Consider the following 16,532-nt stretch of genomic DNA (forward strand, 5'->3'; position numbering starts at 1 on the left):
GCGGACACGGCGGCCACGGCGCCGGTGGCTCGCCGTGCTGCCGGCCGCGCTGCTCCCGGTCCTGCCGGTCGCGTGCAGCGGCGGCGGCGACGGTCACGGTGAGGGTCCCGCCGCCACCTCCTCCACCGGCGTCCCCGGTGACATCGTGGTCGCCAGCGGCCGGGACGTCACCGGCAAGAACGGCATTCGCCAGCGGCTCATCGACGCCTGGAACACCGAGCAGGAGAAGGCGGGCACCGGCTACCGCGCCCGGCTGGTCGAACTGCCCGGAAACGCCGACGAACAGCGCAGCCAGCTGCTCGGGGCGCTCCAGTCCGGCAGCGCCGCCTACGACGTGGTCAACCTCGACGTCACCTGGGTCCCGGAGTTCGCCGCCGCGGGCCTGATCAGGCCGCTGCCCGAGTCGCTGCTCGACGAGGACGTCATCCCGGCCGTCGCGAGCACGGCCCGCTGGGAGGGCGAGGTGTACGCCGCGCCGTTCAACAGCGACGTCGGCCTGCTCTACTACCGGCGCGACCACCTGCGGCAGGCGGGTGTCGAGCGCCCCGACCTGACGGGCGGCCTGGACTGGCCGCAGCTGAGGCGGCTGATCTCCACCCTCGACGACCACCGGCCCGAGGGCTACGAGGAGGGGTGGACGACCCAGCTCGCCGGCTACGAGGGACGCACGGTCAACGCCGTGGAGGCGTTCGCGTCCGCCGCGGGGGACGACTTCGCGCTCACCGACGAGGACGGCCACTACGTCGCCACCGTCGAGGAGCTGACGGAGGGCATCACGGAACTGCGCCGCCGCACCGAGGAAGGGGCCGTCCTGCCGGACGCGTTCATGTCCGACGAGGCGGCCTCCCTCGGTGACTTCGCGGCCGGCCGCACCACCTTCCTGCGCCACTGGCCGTACGTGTACCCCGCCCTGCACCAGTCGTTCCCCGGCGACGACCGGCTCGGTGTGGCCGCGCTGCCGGGCCGGGCCGTGCTCGGCGGCCAGAACCTGGCCGTGGCCGCCGGGTCGCCGCGGGGGACGAAGGCGGCCGAGCTGATCAGGTACCTGACCGGCAGGGAGAGCGAGCGGTGTCTGCTCGACGCCGGTTTCGCGGCGACGCGCACCTCCGCGTACACGGACGACGCGGTGACGTGCGCGGTGGCCGCCGCGACGCCCTCGGCGGCCCCGACCGGCGAGGGCGCCGACACCGTGCCGCGCGACGCCGCCGGGCGGCCGGAGTACGCCCGCGACGTCCTGCTGCCCGCCCTGAGGGACGCGGTCCACCGTCCGCGCACGCCGCTGTACGGCGCGTTCACCCAGACCTTCACCACCGAGCTGGGAGCCCTGTTCGCCGACGACCCGCCGGGCGACGCGGAACTGGCGCGGCGCCTGGACGAGGCGCTGCGGCGCGCCCTGCCGGACTGAACCGGCCGGCGGCCCACGGCGGCCGGGGATCAGCGGCCCACGGTGACCACCGAGTCGGTGACGGAGTCGGTGACCGGGGCGGTGTCCTGCTCGGTGGCGGGGACGGGGGCGTGCGCCGTGTCCGCCGGCCCGGCGTTCGCGGCCAGCAGCAGGCAGGCCACGGCGGTCACGGCGGCGGCGACGGCCCTGGCGTACCTTTCGGTGGTGCGTGTGCGTACGAGCACGGTGTCCTCTGCGGATCGTGTCAAGTGCTGTTAAGCGCGCTTAATCCGCGGTTTAACCTAGAGCCGCCGGGGCAGAACGGCAAGGGCCACAGGGGGAGTTGGCAGTGGGCGACCGCGACGACCGGGGGACCATCGGGCGCAGGGTGCAACGGCTGCGGGCGGAGCGCGGGATGACCCAGCGCCAGCTCGCGGAACCGGCGTACACCCCCGCGTACATATCCACCCTGGAGGCCGGCCGGGTCCGCCCCTCCGAGGAAGCGCTGCGCCACCTCGCCGAACGGCTCGGCGTCGGTTACGAGGAGCTGGCCACCGGGCGCCCGGCACGGCTCGCCACCGACCTGCGGCTGCGGCTCACCGAGGCGCAGCGCACGCTGGCCACCGGGGGCGCCGAGGAGGCGGCCGGGCAGTACGCCGCGCTGCTGGCCGAGGCCGAGGCCCACGAGCTGCCCGAGGAACGGGCCGCCGCGCTCCTCGGGCTCGGCGAGTGCGCCGTGGAGACCGGTGAACTCACCGGCGGACGCCAGTACTTCGAACAGGCCGAACAGTGCCTCACCGACGCCGGCGCCCCCCTGCCGGCCCGCGTCCCCGCCCTGCGCGGACGCGCCCTCGCCCACTACCTCGCCGGTGAGCTCCGCTACGCCGTCTACCTCCTCGAAACCACCCTCGACGAGCTGAACCGGGGCGGCCTGCACGACCCCGACGCGCTGCTGCTGCTCTACGCCAGCGCCATCGGCCCCTACATGGACATGGGAGCCCACGCCCGCGCCGCCCAGGCCGCCGAACTCGCCCTCTCCCTGGCCCCCAGCGCCGGGGACCCGGCCCTGGTCGCCCGCATGCACCGCTCCGTCGCCCGCACCCTGCTCGCCGAGGGCCGCCTCGCCGAGGCCGACGCGTCGCTGGCGAAGGCGGCCGAGCTGTACCGCACGCTGCAACTGCGGACGGAACTGGCCAACTGCCACTGGATGCGCGGCTACGTCTGCGCCCAGAACGGCGAGCTGCCGCGAGCCGAGGCGGAGATGCGGGAGGCCCTCGGGATGCTCTCCGCCAGCCGCGCCACCCTCTACAGCAGCCAGGTCGCCGTCGAGCTGGCCGACGTACTGCACCGGCGCGGCAAGTCCGCCGAGGCGGCCGAACTGCTGCACGGAGTACTGGACGACCTGTCCTCCGAGCGCGGTGCCGTGCACTCGGCGGGCGCGCACCGGCTGCTCGGCATCATCGCCGAGGACGCCCGGGACACCGAGGCGGCCGAGGAGCACTACGTCCGCGCGCTCAGCCTGCTGGAGCGGGCGGGCGCCGTCGGCGACCTGGCCGACCTGTGCCGGCTCCTCGGCGACCTGCTGCGCCGCACCGGCCGGGTGGAGGCGGCGCTGGACGCCTACCGCACCGGCCTCGGGCACCGTACGGCCCCGGGCACGACGACCCTGGGGCCGGCCCCCGCGCAGCCGCCGCTGTAGGCGGTCCCGCCACCGTGTTTCCGCCGTTCGGGCACGGGTAGTCGAGCCTGCGGCCGCGTCGGAGAAGGAGGCGGTGCGCGTGCGGCCCAGTGAGGATCCCGCGTGGCCCCCGTACGGGACACGCGCCGCCGAGGAGATCGCCGCCCAGGTGCGCGGCGCCCCGCCCGGCGAGGTGCCGGGCCGCCTGTGCCGGATGGCGGTGCGGCTGCTGCCGGTGACCGGCGCGAGCGCGTCGCTGCGCGGCGAGGGCGTTCCGGTACGGCTGTGCGCCAGCGGGGACCGGGCCTCGTACCTGGCGGAGATCCAGGCCACTCTGGGTGACGGCCCCTGTGTGAGCGCTGCCGAGGCGGGCGCCCCGGTGCTCGCCCGCGATCTGACGTCCGGCGCGGACGCCGGGCGGTGGCCCGTCTACGCGCAGCAGGCGACGGCGGTCGGCGTACGGGCGGTGTACGCGCTGCCGCTGGGCAGCGACGCGGTGTGCCTGGGCACCCTCGACCTCTACCGGGACACCCCCGGCCCGCTGACCGGCCCCCAGCTGAGCACGGCACGGCTCGTGGCCGGCGTGATGACGGTGGCGCTGATGGCGCTGCCGCGCGGGGAGGACGCCTGGCTGGACGAGCTGGCCGGCGACCACGACGAGGTGTACCGGGCCGTCGGCATGATCATGGCCCAACTGGGCGTCGGCGCCGACGAGGCCCTGGCCCGCCTGCGCGCCGACGCCTTCGCCCGCGGCCGCAGCGCCTACGCCGTGGCCCGCGACGTACTCGCCCTCCGCCAACGCTTCGACCGCGACGACTAGGGGGCCGGCCGAGCCTGGCACCGGCCCTACACCTGCACCCGCCCCTGCCGCCGTACCTCCGCCAGGCGTGCCGCCCCCGTCTCCACGGCCGTCCGGGTCGCGTCGTCGGCCGGTTCGGCGAGGGTGCCGTTGGTGAAGGAGATCGCGTCGTCGCCGAGGCGTACGGCGACCAGGGCCACCGTGAGGACGGTGTCCTCGGCGCGCACCGTCACCCGCAGGCCCTGCCGGGCGTCCCCCGCCTCGGGCAGGGCGACGTCGGTGACCCGGACCTGCCGGGCGGCGCCGCGCCCGCCGCGGGCCGTGAAGCTCCCGCAGGTGTCCGGCAGCGTGCCGAGCCAGGTCAGCGCGGTGTCGATGTCGGCGGCGCGGTGGGAGGTGATCCGGTAGTGGAGCTGGGCCCCGCCCGTCACCTCGTCCAGGGCGGTGGCGGCCCGCGGGGCGGTGGCGGCGCCGAAGAGGTCCTCGGTGTAGAGGACGTCCAGCAGCCGCCCGCAGTCGGGCCGCTCGGCGGTCGCCTTGAGCACCTGGTCCCGCCAGGTCGCGGCGCCCCGCGTCGGCTCCCACGTCCCCGCCAGGTCGGCCTCCGTGATCAGGGCCGCCCGCGCCTGCCCCCGGGTGAGCACGGGCGGCACGGCGGCCGACGGGAGCGCGGCCGGGGACTGAGCGGTCGCCGGCGCGGTGCCGGCCGGGCGGTCCGCCTCCCGTCCGCCGGCCGAGCAGGCGGCCACCGTCCACACCAGCAGCGCCGAGAGCGCGGCGGCGTGCAGGGGGCGGACGGCGGGCGCGGCGTACTGCATCGGGGTGCCTCCTGGGGGCCGGGGCGACCGGCACCGCTCAGGTCCGGTCGCACCCTCCACGGCACCACCGCCCCCGCCCCGCCACCAGCGTGCGGGGCCGTCCGGGTGAGGGGGCGGGGTGCCGGGCAGGGCTCCGTGGTCCTACAGCGCCAGCCACACCGTCGTGTCGGGGCCCAGACGGCCGTCCTCCAGCGGCGCGCTGCTCAGCAGCACCTCTCCGGCCGGCCGGTCCACCGCCCGGCCGGAGAGGTTGGTGACGCAGCGCCAGACGGGCGAGCGGTCGAACTGGAGGACCCCGTCCGGGACGTCGTCCGCCCAGGTCAGCGACTCCCCGTCGAGCAGCTTGCGGCGCAGGCGCAGGGCCGTGCGGTACAGCTCCAGGGTCGAGCCCGCCACCCCGTCCTGCGCCTCGACGGCGTACGCCCCGAAACCGGGCGGCTGCGGCAGCCACGCCGCACCCGCGCCGAAGCCGTACGACGGGCCGTCCGTCGTCCACGGCAGCGGCACCCGGCACCCGTCGCGGCCCTTGCGGACGTGCCCGGTCTGCTCCCAGATCGGGTCCTGGAGCACCTCGGTGGGCAGGTCGGCCACCTCGGGCAGCCCCAGTTCCTCGCCCTGGTACACGTACGCCGAGCCGGGCAGCGCCAGCATCAGCAGCGTCGCCGCGCGGGCCCGGCGCAGCCCGGCCGCCTCGTCGAGGGCCGGTGCCTTGCCCCCGGACAGCAGCCAGGCGTCGGTGTCGGTGCCCGGCGGCAGAATCAGGCGGGAGGCGTGGCGGACCACATCGTGGTTGGAGAGCACCCAGGTCGCCGAGGCCCCTGCGGCGCGGGCGTCGGCCAGCGAGCCGGTGATGATCTCGCGCAGCTCCGCGGCGTCCCAGCCGCCCTGGAGGTACTCGAAGTTGAACGCCTGGCCCAGTTCGTCCGGCCGGGCGTACAGGGCGCGCCGGGCTCCCGGCACCCAGGCCTCGGCGACCGCCATCCGGGGCGGGGTGTAGGTGTCGAAGATCTTCCGCCAGTCGCGGTAGACCTCGTGGACGTCGTCCCGGTCGTAGAAGGGGTGGGTGCCGGGGGCGAACTGCGTGAGGGCGGCCTCGCTGCTCAGCTCGGGGGCGCCGAGGTCGCGCAGCGGCTCGGTGAGGTCCTTGGCCAGCGCGTGCGCCACGTCGATGCGGAAGCCGTCGACGCCCCGGTCGCACCAGAACTTCAGCGTGGTGCGGAAGTCGGCGCGGACCTGCTCGTTCTCCCAGTTCAGGTCGGGCTGCTGGGGCGCGAAGAGGTGCAGGTACCACTGTCCGTCCGGCACCCGCTTCCAGGCGCTGCCGCCGAACACGGACTGCCAGTCGGTGGGCGGCAGTTCGCCCTGCTCACCGCGCCCGTCGCGGAAGACGTAGCGGTCGCGGGCGGCCGAGCCGGGGCCGGCCGCCAGGGCTTCGCGGAACCACGCGTGGCGGTGCGAGGTGTGGTTGGGGACCAGGTCGACGATCACCTTCAGGCCCAGGCGGTGGGCCTCGGCGGCCATGGCGTCGAAGTCGTCCAGGGTGCCGAGGCGCGGGTCGACGTCGCGGTAGTCCTCGACGTCGTAGCCGCCGTCGGCGAGTTCGGAGGGGTAGAACGGACTGAGCCACAGGGCGTCCACGCCCAGGGCGGCCAGGTGGGTCAGGCGCTGGGTGATGCCGCGCAGGTCACCGAGCCCGTCGCCGTCGGCGTCGGCGAAGCTGCGGGGGTAGACCTGGTAGATGACGGCCTGCCGCCACCAGTTGGGGTCCTTGGACGACAGGTCGGGCGTGCTGGTGGTGCTGCGTACGGACACGCGGTCTCCTTCGCGGTGCGTGCGGGCGACACGAATAGATCTGTCCACATCACCCGAAAAGCGAACCCGCGCGCCCGCGACGCGCCGAGGCTACGAACCCGTGCGCTCGACCGTGCTCAGGTACAGCTCCACGTACCGCGCCGCGTCCACGTCCACGCCGACGTCCACCAGCGGCTGTTCGCGCGTGTCCCCGTGGAGTTCGGCCTCGCCGACGCGGGCCCGGCGGTCGACGAGGGTCTGGCCGCGGGCCGGCCCGGGGGCGAGGCACACCTCGACGGGCAGCCGGTGCGTGGTCAGGCCCGCGGGGTCGATCACCGCGCAGACCGCGCCCGCGTCGCCGAGGCCGCCGCCGGGGTCGGTCTCGTCGGTGGCCGGGCCGCGGTGGGCGAGCAGCTCACCGGCGAGCCGGGTGCCGGGCTCGCGGCTCGCGCGCAGCCGGCGTACGTCCGCGCCCGGCACGATCACCCGCTGGAACACGTCCAGCCCGTACATCGTGACCGGCACCCCGGCGCCGAGCAGGATCGCGGCGGCCTCCGGGTCGTGCCAGACGTTGAACTCGGCGACCGGCGTCGCGTTGCCGGTGGCCACCGCGCCGCCCATGAAGACGATCCGCTCGATGTTGCGCGTGACCTCGGGGTGGGTGCGCAGCAGCAGCGCGATGTTGGTCGCCGGGGCGGTGGGGATCAGGGTGACCGGGCGCGGGGAGGCGAGGATCTCGCGGCGCAGCAGGGTCACGGCGTCCACGTCGACGGGGGTGCGGGAGGGCGCGGGCAGGCCCAGGTCGCCCATGCCGTCGTGGCCGTGCACGTGCCGGGCGGTGCGCACCGCCTCGATCAGCGGCCGCTCGGCGCCCCGGGCGACGGGGACGTCCGGGGCGCCGGCCTGCTCCAGCACGGTCAGGGTGTTGCGTACGACCCCCGCCACGTCGGTGTTGCCGGCCACGCAGGTGACCGCGCGCAGGTCGAGCCCCGGGTGGCGGACCGCCAGCAGCAGGGCCAGGGCGTCGTCGACGCCGGTGTCGCAGTCGATGATCACCGGGATGGGCTGCCGCGGTGCGGAGGGCGTCGTCACGGCGGGACTCCTAGGTGTGCGAGGGGGGGGCGCCGGTGGCGGTGACCCTACGCGGGCCGAGGGGCCCGGCCGCAATCCCCGGCCGGCCTTGTCCGCGATCCCGGCCCGCGCCACGGTGCCCGTCCGGCCGGGAGGACGAGGGCGCCGGTCAGACGGCTCCCCGAGCGGATTCCCACAGCTCCGGACCGCGCGCCCGGACCCGGTCCGCGATCCGCCGCAGCAGTTCGGTGCCGGACATCGCCCCGGGCCGGCGTCCGTCCCGCAGGCGTACGTCCGCCAGGTCGCCGCCCGCCGCCTCCCGGGCGCCGATCACCGCCCGGTACGGCACCTTCCGCGCCGCCCGGACCCGGGCGCCGAGGGTGCCGTGCTCCGGTCCGGCGACCTCGGCCCGCAGCCCCCGCCCGGCGGCCCGGCGCACCAGGCCGTCGGCCTGCTCCCGCTGCTCCTCCCCGACCGGGAGCACGACCAGCTGCACGGGCGCCAGCCACGCGGGGAACGCCCCGCCGTGCACCTCGGTCAGGTGCGCGACCACCCGCTCCACACTGCCGATGACGCTGCGGTGCACCATGACCGGGCGGTGTCCGGTGCCGTCCGGGCCGGTGTAGCGCAGGCCGAAGCGCTCGGGCTGGTGGAAGTCGATCTGGACGGTCGACAGGGTGGACTCGCGCCCGGCGGCGTCCGCGATCTGCACGTCGATCTTGGGGCCGTAGAAGGCGGCCTCGCCCTCCACCGCCTCGTACGGCAGTCCCTCCAGCGCCTCCCGGAGCAGTGCGGCGGCCCGCCGCCACAGCGCCGGGCCGACGACGTACTTGCCGCCGGCGCCGGGCAGGGAGAGGCGGTACCGGGCGGCCTCGATGCCGAGGTCGGCGTGGGCGCGGCGGATGAGACCGAGGGCGGCGCGGGCCTCGGCGGCGGCCTGGTCCGGGGCGCAGAAGACGTGTGCGTCGTTGAGGTGGATGGCCCGGACGCGGGTCAGGCCGCCGAGCACGCCGGACGGCTCGGAGCGGTACATGGCGCCCAGCTCGGCGATGCGCAGGGGCAGTTCGCGGTGGCTGCGGGCGCGGGAGCGGTAGACGAGCGCGTGGTGGGGGCACAGGCTCGGGCGGAGCACGACCTCCTGACCGCCGAGCTCCATCGGCGGGAACATGTCGTCGCGGTAGTGCTCCCAGTGGCCCGAGATCTCGTACAGCTCGCGTTTGCCGAGGACCGGCGAGTACACGTGCCGGTAGCCGGCCCGCAGCTCGGCCTCGCGGACGTACTCCTCCAGGGTGTGCCGCACGGTCGCCCCGTCGGGCAGCCAGTACGGCAGGCCCGCGCCGATCAGGGGGTCGGTGCCGAACAGGCCGAGCTCGCGGCCGAGCCGCCGGTGGTCGTGGTCGTGGTGCACGGTGGTCTCCTCGGGAACGGGGACGAGCACCACGCGAAGAAGCCCCGGGCGCTCGCCCCGGGGCTTCGGACTCTGGTCAGCAGTCAGCGCGCCGGGACACTTCCCGGCGTCGTCATCAGGAAAGGGCGGGCGCGCTTCATGCACGGGACGGTACCGGGGGCCCGGCGCGGGCGCGAGGGATTTCCGCCGGTCCGGCCGCGCGGTCAGGCCACGATCGCCAGATCGTGCGAGGCGGCGTTGAGCCGTCGGCCCCCGGCCTCGGTGCAGGTCACGACGTCCTCGATGCGGACGCCGAAGCGGCCCGGCAGGTAGATGCCGGGCTCGATGGAGAAGCACATGCCCGCCACGAGCCGCTGCTCCTCGCCCTCCACCAGGTAGGGCGGTTCGTGGGTGGTGACGCCGACGCCGTGGCCGGTGCGGTGGGCGAAGTGCTCGGCGTGGCCGGCCTCCTCGATCACGGCCCGGGCCGCCCGGTCGACGTCCTGGCAGGACACCCCGGGCCGCACCGCCTCGAAGGCCGCCTGCTGGGCGCCGCGGACGGCTTCGTGCACCCGGCGTTCCTCGTCGGTGGGGGCGCCGACGTGAACGGTGCGGGTGGTGTCGGAGCCGTAGCCGTTCCTCAGGCCGCCGAAGTCCAGGACGACCATGTCACCGTCTTCGATGATCCGGTCTCCGGCCCGGTGGTGCGGGTCGGCGCCGCGCGGTCCGGAGCCGACCACCGTGAAGTCGACCCGGTGGTGGCCGTGCTCGCGCAGCAGCCGGGCCAGGTCGGCGGCCAGGTCGCGTTCGCGCCGCCCGCCGAAGCGCAGCCCGAGGACCTCCTCGTACGCAGCGTCCGCCGCCGCGGCCGCGTCCGCCAGCCGGGCCACCTCCTGCTCGTCCTTGACCGCGCGCAGCATCGGCAGTACGGCGGACAGCGGCCGGTAGGTGGCCAGCGGCAACTGCTCCTGGAGGCAGAGCAGGTGCAGCGCCCAGGTCCCGTCGGACACGGCGTAGCGGCCGTGGGGGCGCAGCAGCCCGGCCGCCGCTGCGTGCGGGTTCTGGCCGTCCCACCACTCGAAGACCCGCACCGCGCCGGCGCCCGGTGCCGCCTCGGCCTGGGGGCGTTCCAGCCCGGGGACGAGCAGCCGGGGCTGGGAGCCGGCGGTGAGGACGAGGAGGGTGAGGCGTTCGGTGGGTTCGGTGGGCCGGTAGCCGCACAGCCACACCAGGTCGGGGCCCGGGGTGACCAGCACGCCGGCGAGCCCGAGGGTGGCGGCCTCGTACGCCGCCCGCTCCATGCGGGCCGCGTACTCCTGTTCCGTGAAGGCGGCGGCCGGTGTCGTGCCCTCCGTGGCCTCGCTCGGATCGCCCGGGGCGCCCATGGCGTCAGTAACGCACGGCCCGGGCCACCACCGCGCGCACCTCGCCCGACAGGTCGTGGCTGCTGCGTGCGGTGGCGCGGGCGGACTCGCCGGCGGGGACGTCGGGGACGGTGACGACGACCGTGTCGCGCAGGCTGCCGCCGGCGTCGGTGAGGTTCACCTGCACCGCGAAGGACTTGGCCGAGTCGGCGGTGTTGCGGACGGTGACCTCCACGGTGGTGCGCCCGTCGGCGTCCGTCTCCGGTTCGCCCAGCCGCACGTCCGCCTTGACGTCGGCGCCCTCCTGGATCTCCGCCAGCCACCGCCCGGCCTCCGCCGTCGCCGACGCCACCGCGTCCGCGCCCTCGGAGGCCAGCGAGGAGGCGGCCGACGCGGCCCGGCTGGCCGCCGCGCTGCCCGCGTCCGAGGGCGCGTCGCCGTCGGAGCCGCCGGAGCAGCCGGCCAGTACGGCGCCCGCCAGGACCACCGCGCCGACGGCGCCGAGCGCCCGGTGCCAACCGGCCATGTGTCGCCTCCAGTGACCTGGTGGGTACCCGCCCGCGCGAGCACGCGGGTCTCCTTCAGTGAAGGCCTGCGGACACCGCCGCGCACGCCGGCGCTGGGCCGGACGGGGGACGCCCGGCGCGTGCCCGCTCAGCGGTGTCAGACGTGGCCCGGCCCGCCGCCGCCGAAGGACCCGCTCGACCCCGGCAGCCAGCGGCGGCGGTTCTGGTCGGTGCCCCGGCGGCTGCCGGAGTGGTGGAGCTCGTACGGCATGAGCCGTGGGCTGCCGTCCGCCGCCAGCGGGATCTCGTCGGGCTCCCGCATCTCCCGCTCCTCGTGGACGGGTCCGGTGGCGGGGAGCTTGCCGTGCTCGTCGGCGTGGGGGCGATCGGATTCCCGTTCCATGACCCTCAGGCCCATGCGTACGGCCCAGATCAGCGCGCCGGCGATCACCAGCCCGCCGATGAAGGCGATGGTCACGTTGAGCGCGTGCGAGGACGCGGCCAGCAGTTCATACGTTGCCGTACTCATGTTCTGATTATGTACCCCCAAATGAGATAAAGCGCCAGGAATGTCCGGCTGGTGCCCCGGGGGTACTCCGGGTGCGCCCGCCGTGATTGAGGACCGCCCCCGGCTGGTACCCGGCCGACGGCGCGGCGGCGTCGGAGCCGGAGGCGCCGTGCCGCGCCGCCGGCGGAAGGAGCGCCCGTATGACCGCGCCATTGACGGCCGACGCCCACGAGTACGGCCTGGTCGGGGACGGTACCGCCGACGACCGGCCGGCACTGCAGAAACTGGTGGACGCGCTCGGCGACGCCACCGCAGCGGACGGGCTGCCGCGCACCGTCCGCGTGCCCGCCGGGCGGTACGTGATCCGGGACCGCCCGGTGCTCTGGCGCAGCGGCGTCTCGCTGATCGGCGCCGGACGCGGCGCCACCTGCTTCGCCCTCGCCAACCCGGGCGCCCCCACGCAGCCGGTGCCGCTGGCCTGGTTCACCACCGCCCAGCACGGTGCCGGGCCGGACAACCACATCGCCGACGTCACCTTCGCCCACTTCGAGATCGACGGCTGTGGGGTGGAGACCGAGGAGTACGAGGTGCTGGCCAAGGGGCTCGGCCTCCAGTACGTGCTGCGCGGGCGCTTCAGCGACCTGTACATCCACGACACGGCCGCCACCGGCTTCGGCTGCGACTTCCTCCAGGACACCGTCGTCGAGGGCGTGCTCGCCGAACGGTGCGGGCGGCAGGACCCCGGCGAGAAGATGGGCGGCGCGGGCATCGGCATCGGGGTGGGCGGCTGGGGGCCCGTCGAACGGCTGGCGGTGACCGACTGCACGGCCAACGGCAACGGCACCAACGGCATCTTCCTCGAACTCCAGCAGGACCACTGGACCCCGCCGCGCGGCATCCGCGTCACCGCCTGCCACACCGAGGGCAACCGCTACGGCATCTCCGACTGGGGCGCCGAGGGCCTCCTGGTCACCGGGTGCGCGATGCTCGGCAACCACGTCGCCGGGTTCGACGTGTCGGCGCAGGGCACCACCAGCGTCGGCGGGCGCGGCGGCATCGTCACCGGGTGCCTGATCGACCAGAACGTGCGGGACGGGATCGCGCTCGGCAACACGCCGGGGCCCTACGCCTTCCACGGCAACCGGATCGGCGCCAACGGGCGGTACGGCTACTGGCAGCACAACCTGGCCGGCGGCGACCAGGAGCCCGCCCGGGACATCGTCCTGGAGTCCAACGACATCCACGACAACGGCCTGGACGGCATCCGTCTCGACGCCCCGCTGCACGAACCGGCGCTCTTCGGCAACCGCGTCCGCGGCAACGGCCGGCGCGCCGCCCCGGCGACGGAGGGCGGCGGCGAGGGCGTGACCTGCGGCCCGCTGTCCCTGACCGACCCGCACGCCGACTGGCTCCCCGACGGCCACCGCGGCAAGACGCTGACGGTGGGTACCGGCGACGCGGAGGTCACCGCCGTGGTCACCGGCAACACCGCGACCGGGCTCACCCTCGCCCCGCGGCGCCCCGGAGCCCGGACCGCCTGGCCGTCCGGCGCCACCCCCGCTCCCGGCACCGCCTACCGCCTCCCGGACACCCCGTCGCCGCGCACCGGCCTCACCGCCGCCGCGGCCGTCACCCACCCGTACGTCCACGGCAACCGGTTCCGGGACGACGGGCACCCGCGCACCCAGACCCACGCCCTGTGGATCGCGTCCGAGGCCACCTGGACCGCCGGCCGGGTCTCCGGCAACGACTTCAGCGGCAACGCCTCGGCGGCCACCCGCTTCGACTCCGCCCCGAGCGGCGGGCGCTGGCGGGACAACGACGGCTGAGGGCCGCCCGGCGGCAGGGGAGCGCGGCCGTCCGGATCAGCAGAACGTGCCCCTGAGGGCGTCCAGGACCTGCGCACTCTGCTCCCAGGTCACCCGGAACCGCTGGGCCGCCGCCTCCCGCACCTCGTCCTCGGGGCGTCCCTGCCGGATGTCGACGCACAGCCACCGGGCGTTCTCGACGGCCGCGTCCTCGTCGGCGGCGACGGTCGGGTCGAGGGCCGCCAGGTCGCTCAGCAGCAGCTCCCGCTGACCGGCCTCGGGTGAGGGGATCACGTGCCGCTCCCCGCCGCCGACCGTCCGGGACTCCACGCTCTGAGCGCCGTCCCCGTCGCCCTCGCCGCCGTACACCGCGGCCGTGACCACCCCGGCCACCGCCACCAGCCCCGCCACGGCGACCGCCGCCCGCTTCCCCATGCCGTGCCCCTCCCCGTGGATCGCCCGCCGAGACTACGCCGTCCCGCCCTGCGCCTCACGGCGCCCGCAGCGCGTCCACCGCGATCCGCGCCGCCGTGCCGATCACCGCGTCCGCCGCCGGGAGGGTCGCCGCGGGGTTGGCGGTGCGGGTGAAGACGGCGACGGCGTAGCGGCCGCCGTCGGGGTATTCGACGACACCGACCTCGTTGCGCAGGGTCGGCAGGGTGCCGGTCTTGCCGGCCACGTGGACGTCGTCGAAGGGGAAGCCCGAGGCCAGGCGGTGCGGCCAGACCTGGAGGCCCATGAAGCGGCGCATGGCGGCGCCGTACTCCGGGGGGCACGCCTCGTCCCGCCACAGGGCGCCGAGCAGGCGGGTCATGTCCCGGGGGGTGCTGCGGTTGGTGCGGGCCGGGTCCAGGGCGCGCAGCCGGGTGATGACGTGCGGGTCGGTCAGCGCCCGGGTGCCGGCCGGCCCGGCGTCCTCGCGCATGGTGCCGAGCATCTCGCCGAAGCCGTACACCGCCCGCGTGCGGGTGAGGCCCAGCCGGGCCGTGGTGCGGTTGACGGCGTCCAGTCCGACCCGGCGCAGCAGCAGGTCGGCGGCGGTGTTGTCGCTGACGGACATCATCAGCAGCGCCGCGTCGCGCAGCGACAGCCGGACCGGGTCCAGCATCGCCGCGAGCCCCGTCGGTCCCGGGGTGCGCCCGGCCGGCGGGCACTCCACCTGCTCGGTCAGGTCGACCTCCCCGGCCGCCGCCAGCTCGTGCAGGGTCGCCAGGACGCACACCTTGTGGACACTGGCCGTGCACACCGGCTGGTCCGCCCCGGCCTCGACCTGCGCACCGGAGTCGATGTCCACGGCGTGCAGCCATCCGGTGACCCCGGCGTCGGCGAAGGCGGCCTGCAGCCGGGCGGCGGTGGTGTCGTTCATAGCCAGAACTCCGATGCCGGGCGAAGGTGCAGGGGCCGGGCGGGTGCCTCGGAGTGGGCGCCGGCCGTGGTCCGCAGGGCGTGGGTGGCCGCGTCCGCGAAAGCGCCGACGGCGGCGTCCCCGCGTCCCCTCGGCCAGGCGACGGAGTGCCGCCAGGCCAGCGGGGTCCCGGCCAGCGGACGCCAGACCAGTTCCTGGTCGCCGGGGGCCACCAGCCGGGTGTCGCGGGGGCCGAGGGTGACGGCCCCGGACGACAGGACCAGACCGCGGACGAAGCCGGCGCCTTGGCCGTGCCGTACGGCGGTGGGCGTGTAGCCGCCCCGGGCGCAGGCGGTGAGCAGGTCGTCGTAGACCGCCGGGGCGTCCGCGCGCGGGAAGAGGACCAGGTCGTAGCCGCCGAGGGCGGCGAGCGGCACCTCGTCCAGCTCCGTCTGGGGCGCGCCGCGCGGCAGCAGTACGCCGAGGTCGCGGCGGAGCACCGGGCCCAGCTCCAGGCCGGTGACGTCGCAGGGGTGGTGGATGAGGCCGACGTCCAGTTCACGGGCGGCGAAGGCGGCGAGCTGCTGGGCGGTGGTCAGCTCGTGCAGCTCCAGTTCGAGCCCCGCGTGCCGGCGCCGGAAGCCGGCCAGCAGCGCGGCGACGGTCTCACCGGAGATGTCGGGGGACAGGGCGGCGCGCAGCAGGCCGCTCTCGCCGTCCCGGATGCGGCGCGCGGCGGTCCGCAGGGACTCGGCGCGGGCGAGCAGTTCGCGGGCCTCGGCCAGCAGCAGCGTGCCCGCCTCGGTGATCGTCACCCGGCGGCTGGAGCGCTCGAAGAGCCGGACGCCCAGCTCCTTCTCCAGCCGTTGGATGCGCTGCGACAGGGGCGGCTGGGCCATGCCGAGACGGGCCGCGGCACGCCCGAAGTGTGACTCTTCTGCAACAGCCACGAAGCACTCCAGGTGCCGCACCAGGTCCACGACCAGTAATCATATCGGGGATTGATCGAACCGACATTGATATGAATCTTGGACAGAGGGCCTGCGGGGTTGCTCTCCTCGGGGCATGCGCTCCCTCCGTGACCTCTCGTCCCGCCCCCGCCGGTGGCCCGGCGCGCTCGCCCTCGCCCTCGTCCTCCCGCTGGCCGGCTGCGCCACCGAAGCGGAGCGACCGGACGCCTCACCGTCGGCGAGCGCCCCGGCCCGGACCGGCGGTACGGCCTCCGCGGCGCCGGACGGCCGCGCCGAGCTGCGCGTGGACGGCCGCACCCGCGAGTACCTCCTGCACCGGCCCGCCCCCGCCGACGGCCCCAGGCCTCTCGTCATCGCCTTCCACGGCCGCGGCTCCGACGCCGCCGAGCTGCGCGAACAGAGCCGGCTGGAGCGGGCCGCCGGGGCGCGCGGCATGCTCGTCGCCTACCCCGAGGGCATCGACAGCGGCTGGGGCGCCGGTACGCGGAAGACCCCGCAGCGCCCGGACCCGGGCCTCGACGTGCGGTTCACCGAGGCGCTGATCGAGCACCTGGTGCGCACCGAGCACGCCGACCCCGAGCGGGTCTACGTCGCCGGGTTCTCCAACGGCGGCTCCATGGCGCTGCGCATGGCCGCCGAGCGGCCCGGTCTGCTGGCGGGAGCGGCCTCGGTCGCCGGCCAGCTGCCCGCGGGAGCGGCGGCGGTGGAGCCCACCGGCGGCATCCCGGTCATGGTCGTCTACGGCGCCGACGACCCCGTGCGCCCGATCGGGGGCTGGCCGTCCCCGCCGCCGGACCCGAAGGAGCCGATCCTCCCGAGCCGGTCGGCCCGGGACACGGCGGAGGCGTTCGCCGAGGCGGGTGGCGCGGGGGAGCCGGTCACGGAGAAGGAGGAGGGGTACGACCGCACGGTCTGGCACCTGAAGGGCACGTCCGGTCGTGGCCCAGCCGCCGGCGACGTCCGGCTCCTCGTCGTCCACGGCGGTGGCCACACCTGGCCGGGCTCGTCCTTCGTCCCCGACGCGCGGCTCGGTCCCACCAGTGACGCCCTGGACGCCACCGGCACGATCCTCGGCTTCTTCGACGCCGGCTGACCGGTCCCG

Annotated in this window: 16 protein-coding genes; 5 read left to right on the forward strand and 11 right to left on the reverse strand. The window is 75.9% G+C overall.

The features are described from left to right. Positions 1-34 precede the first annotated feature (34 nt). Positions 35-1,405, forward strand: coding sequence for an extracellular solute-binding protein (locus ACFW47_RS10265; RefSeq protein ID WP_386279958.1), 1,371 nt, complete (start codon positions 35-37; stop codon positions 1,403-1,405). 29 nt (positions 1,406-1,434) lie between these two features. Here ACFW47_RS10265 and ACFW47_RS10270 read toward each other — a convergent pair whose 3' ends face one another. Next, the gene (locus ACFW47_RS10270) at positions 1,435-1,629 is read right to left on the reverse strand and encodes a hypothetical protein (RefSeq protein WP_386305467.1); all 195 of its coding nucleotides are present in this window, start codon (positions 1,627-1,629) and stop codon (positions 1,435-1,437) included. 104 nt (positions 1,630-1,733) lie between these two features. Between ACFW47_RS10270 and ACFW47_RS10275 the strand changes: the two genes are divergently transcribed. Together ACFW47_RS10275 and ACFW47_RS10280 are read left to right on the forward strand one after the other, a co-directional pair. After that, the gene (locus ACFW47_RS10275; protein WP_386279954.1) at positions 1,734-3,083 is read left to right on the forward strand and encodes a helix-turn-helix domain-containing protein; all 1,350 of its coding nucleotides are present in this window, start codon (positions 1,734-1,736) and stop codon (positions 3,081-3,083) included. A 79-nt stretch (positions 3,084-3,162) separates the two neighbouring features. Then, positions 3,163-3,882, forward strand: a complete 720-nt coding sequence (locus tag ACFW47_RS10280) for a GAF and ANTAR domain-containing protein (RefSeq protein WP_386279953.1) — start codon at positions 3,163-3,165, stop codon at positions 3,880-3,882. Positions 3,883-3,908: 26 nt separating this feature from the next. Here the strand turns inward: ACFW47_RS10280 and ACFW47_RS10285 are convergent, their stop codons facing one another. The 7 genes from ACFW47_RS10285 to ACFW47_RS10315 form a co-directional block, all read right to left on the reverse strand. Then, positions 3,909-4,679: a hypothetical protein gene (locus tag ACFW47_RS10285; protein ID WP_386305469.1), complete on the reverse strand. Its 771-nt coding sequence runs from the start codon at positions 4,677-4,679 to the stop codon at positions 3,909-3,911. A gap of 141 nt (positions 4,680-4,820) precedes the next feature. Then, the gene (locus tag ACFW47_RS10290) at positions 4,821-6,491 is read right to left on the reverse strand and encodes a glycoside hydrolase family 13 protein (RefSeq protein ID WP_386279948.1); all 1,671 of its coding nucleotides are present in this window, start codon (positions 6,489-6,491) and stop codon (positions 4,821-4,823) included. A 90-nt stretch (positions 6,492-6,581) separates the two neighbouring features. Next, positions 6,582-7,562, reverse strand: coding sequence for a nucleoside hydrolase (locus tag ACFW47_RS10295; RefSeq protein ID WP_386305471.1), 981 nt, complete (start codon positions 7,560-7,562; stop codon positions 6,582-6,584). 148 nt (positions 7,563-7,710) lie between these two features. Further along, on the reverse strand, positions 7,711-8,949 hold the full coding sequence (gene thrS / locus ACFW47_RS10300; RefSeq protein WP_386305473.1) for a threonine--tRNA ligase: 1,239 nt from the start codon (positions 8,947-8,949) through the stop codon (positions 7,711-7,713). Positions 8,950-9,152: 203 nt separating this feature from the next. Next, a complete protein-coding gene (locus ACFW47_RS10305; protein ID WP_386279939.1) occupies positions 9,153-10,313 on the reverse strand; it encodes a M24 family metallopeptidase in 1,161 nt (386 codons plus the stop codon). A 4-nt stretch (positions 10,314-10,317) separates the two neighbouring features. Beyond that, positions 10,318-10,818 (reverse strand): FxLYD domain-containing protein, encoded by a 501-nt coding sequence (locus tag ACFW47_RS10310; protein WP_386305475.1) that lies wholly within the window; start codon positions 10,816-10,818, stop codon positions 10,318-10,320. Positions 10,819-10,955: 137 nt separating this feature from the next. Continuing rightward, positions 10,956-11,327, reverse strand: a complete 372-nt coding sequence (locus ACFW47_RS10315; protein ID WP_386279934.1) for a DUF6479 family protein — start codon at positions 11,325-11,327, stop codon at positions 10,956-10,958. Between the two features lie 179 nt (positions 11,328-11,506). On the opposite strand from ACFW47_RS10315, the gene ACFW47_RS10320 reads away from it, so the two are divergent. After that, positions 11,507-13,135, forward strand: coding sequence for a right-handed parallel beta-helix repeat-containing protein (locus ACFW47_RS10320; RefSeq protein WP_386305477.1), 1,629 nt, complete (start codon positions 11,507-11,509; stop codon positions 13,133-13,135). A 36-nt stretch (positions 13,136-13,171) separates the two neighbouring features. Here the strand turns inward: ACFW47_RS10320 and ACFW47_RS10325 are convergent, their stop codons facing one another. Genes ACFW47_RS10325 through ACFW47_RS10335 form a run of 3 tightly spaced genes read right to left on the reverse strand, consistent with a single transcriptional unit; the run spans position 13,172 to position 15,409 of the window. Beyond that, complete coding sequence (locus tag ACFW47_RS10325) at positions 13,172-13,549, reverse strand: hypothetical protein (RefSeq protein ID WP_386305478.1); 378 nt, start codon at positions 13,547-13,549, stop codon at positions 13,172-13,174. 55 nt (positions 13,550-13,604) lie between these two features. Continuing rightward, positions 13,605-14,480, reverse strand: coding sequence for a serine hydrolase (locus tag ACFW47_RS10330; protein ID WP_386305479.1), 876 nt, complete (start codon positions 14,478-14,480; stop codon positions 13,605-13,607). Then, positions 14,477-15,409 carry a LysR family transcriptional regulator gene (locus ACFW47_RS10335; RefSeq protein ID WP_386279925.1) on the reverse strand — a complete coding sequence of 311 codons (933 nt, stop codon included), beginning with the start codon at positions 15,407-15,409 and terminating at the stop codon, positions 14,477-14,479. The genes ACFW47_RS10330 and ACFW47_RS10335 overlap by 4 nt, the downstream gene beginning before the upstream one ends. Before the next feature lie 115 nt (positions 15,410-15,524). Between ACFW47_RS10335 and ACFW47_RS10340 the strand changes: the two genes are divergently transcribed. Next, positions 15,525-16,523, forward strand: a complete 999-nt coding sequence (locus ACFW47_RS10340) for an alpha/beta hydrolase family esterase (RefSeq protein WP_386305481.1) — start codon at positions 15,525-15,527, stop codon at positions 16,521-16,523. The last annotated feature ends 9 nt before the right edge of the window (positions 16,524-16,532 follow it).

The sequence above is a fragment of the Streptomyces sp. NPDC058796 genome (assembly GCF_042745235.1).
Lineage (GTDB): Bacteria > Actinomycetota > Actinomycetes > Streptomycetales > Streptomycetaceae > Streptomyces.

Excerpts from the sequence above, each read along its gene's own strand:
- ACFW47_RS10320 (WP_386305477.1), top strand. The coding sequence starts at position 11,507 with ATGACCGCGCCATTGACGGCCGACGCCCACGAGTACGGCCTGGTCGGG.
- ACFW47_RS10325 (WP_386305478.1), bottom strand. The coding sequence starts at position 13,549 with ATGGGGAAGCGGGCGGCGGTCGCCGTGGCGGGGCTGGTGGCGGTGGCC.
- ACFW47_RS10310 (WP_386305475.1), bottom strand. The coding sequence starts at position 10,818 with ATGGCCGGTTGGCACCGGGCGCTCGGCGCCGTCGGCGCGGTGGTCCTG.
- ACFW47_RS10305 (WP_386279939.1), bottom strand. The coding sequence starts at position 10,313 with ATGGGCGCCCCGGGCGATCCGAGCGAGGCCACGGAGGGCACGACACCG.
- ACFW47_RS10315 (WP_386279934.1), bottom strand. The coding sequence starts at position 11,327 with ATGAGTACGGCAACGTATGAACTGCTGGCCGCGTCCTCGCACGCGCTC.
- ACFW47_RS10340 (WP_386305481.1), top strand. The coding sequence starts at position 15,525 with ATGCGCTCCCTCCGTGACCTCTCGTCCCGCCCCCGCCGGTGGCCCGGC.
- ACFW47_RS10330 (WP_386305479.1), bottom strand. The coding sequence starts at position 14,480 with ATGAACGACACCACCGCCGCCCGGCTGCAGGCCGCCTTCGCCGACGCC.
- ACFW47_RS10285 (WP_386305469.1), bottom strand. The coding sequence starts at position 4,679 with ATGCAGTACGCCGCGCCCGCCGTCCGCCCCCTGCACGCCGCCGCGCTC.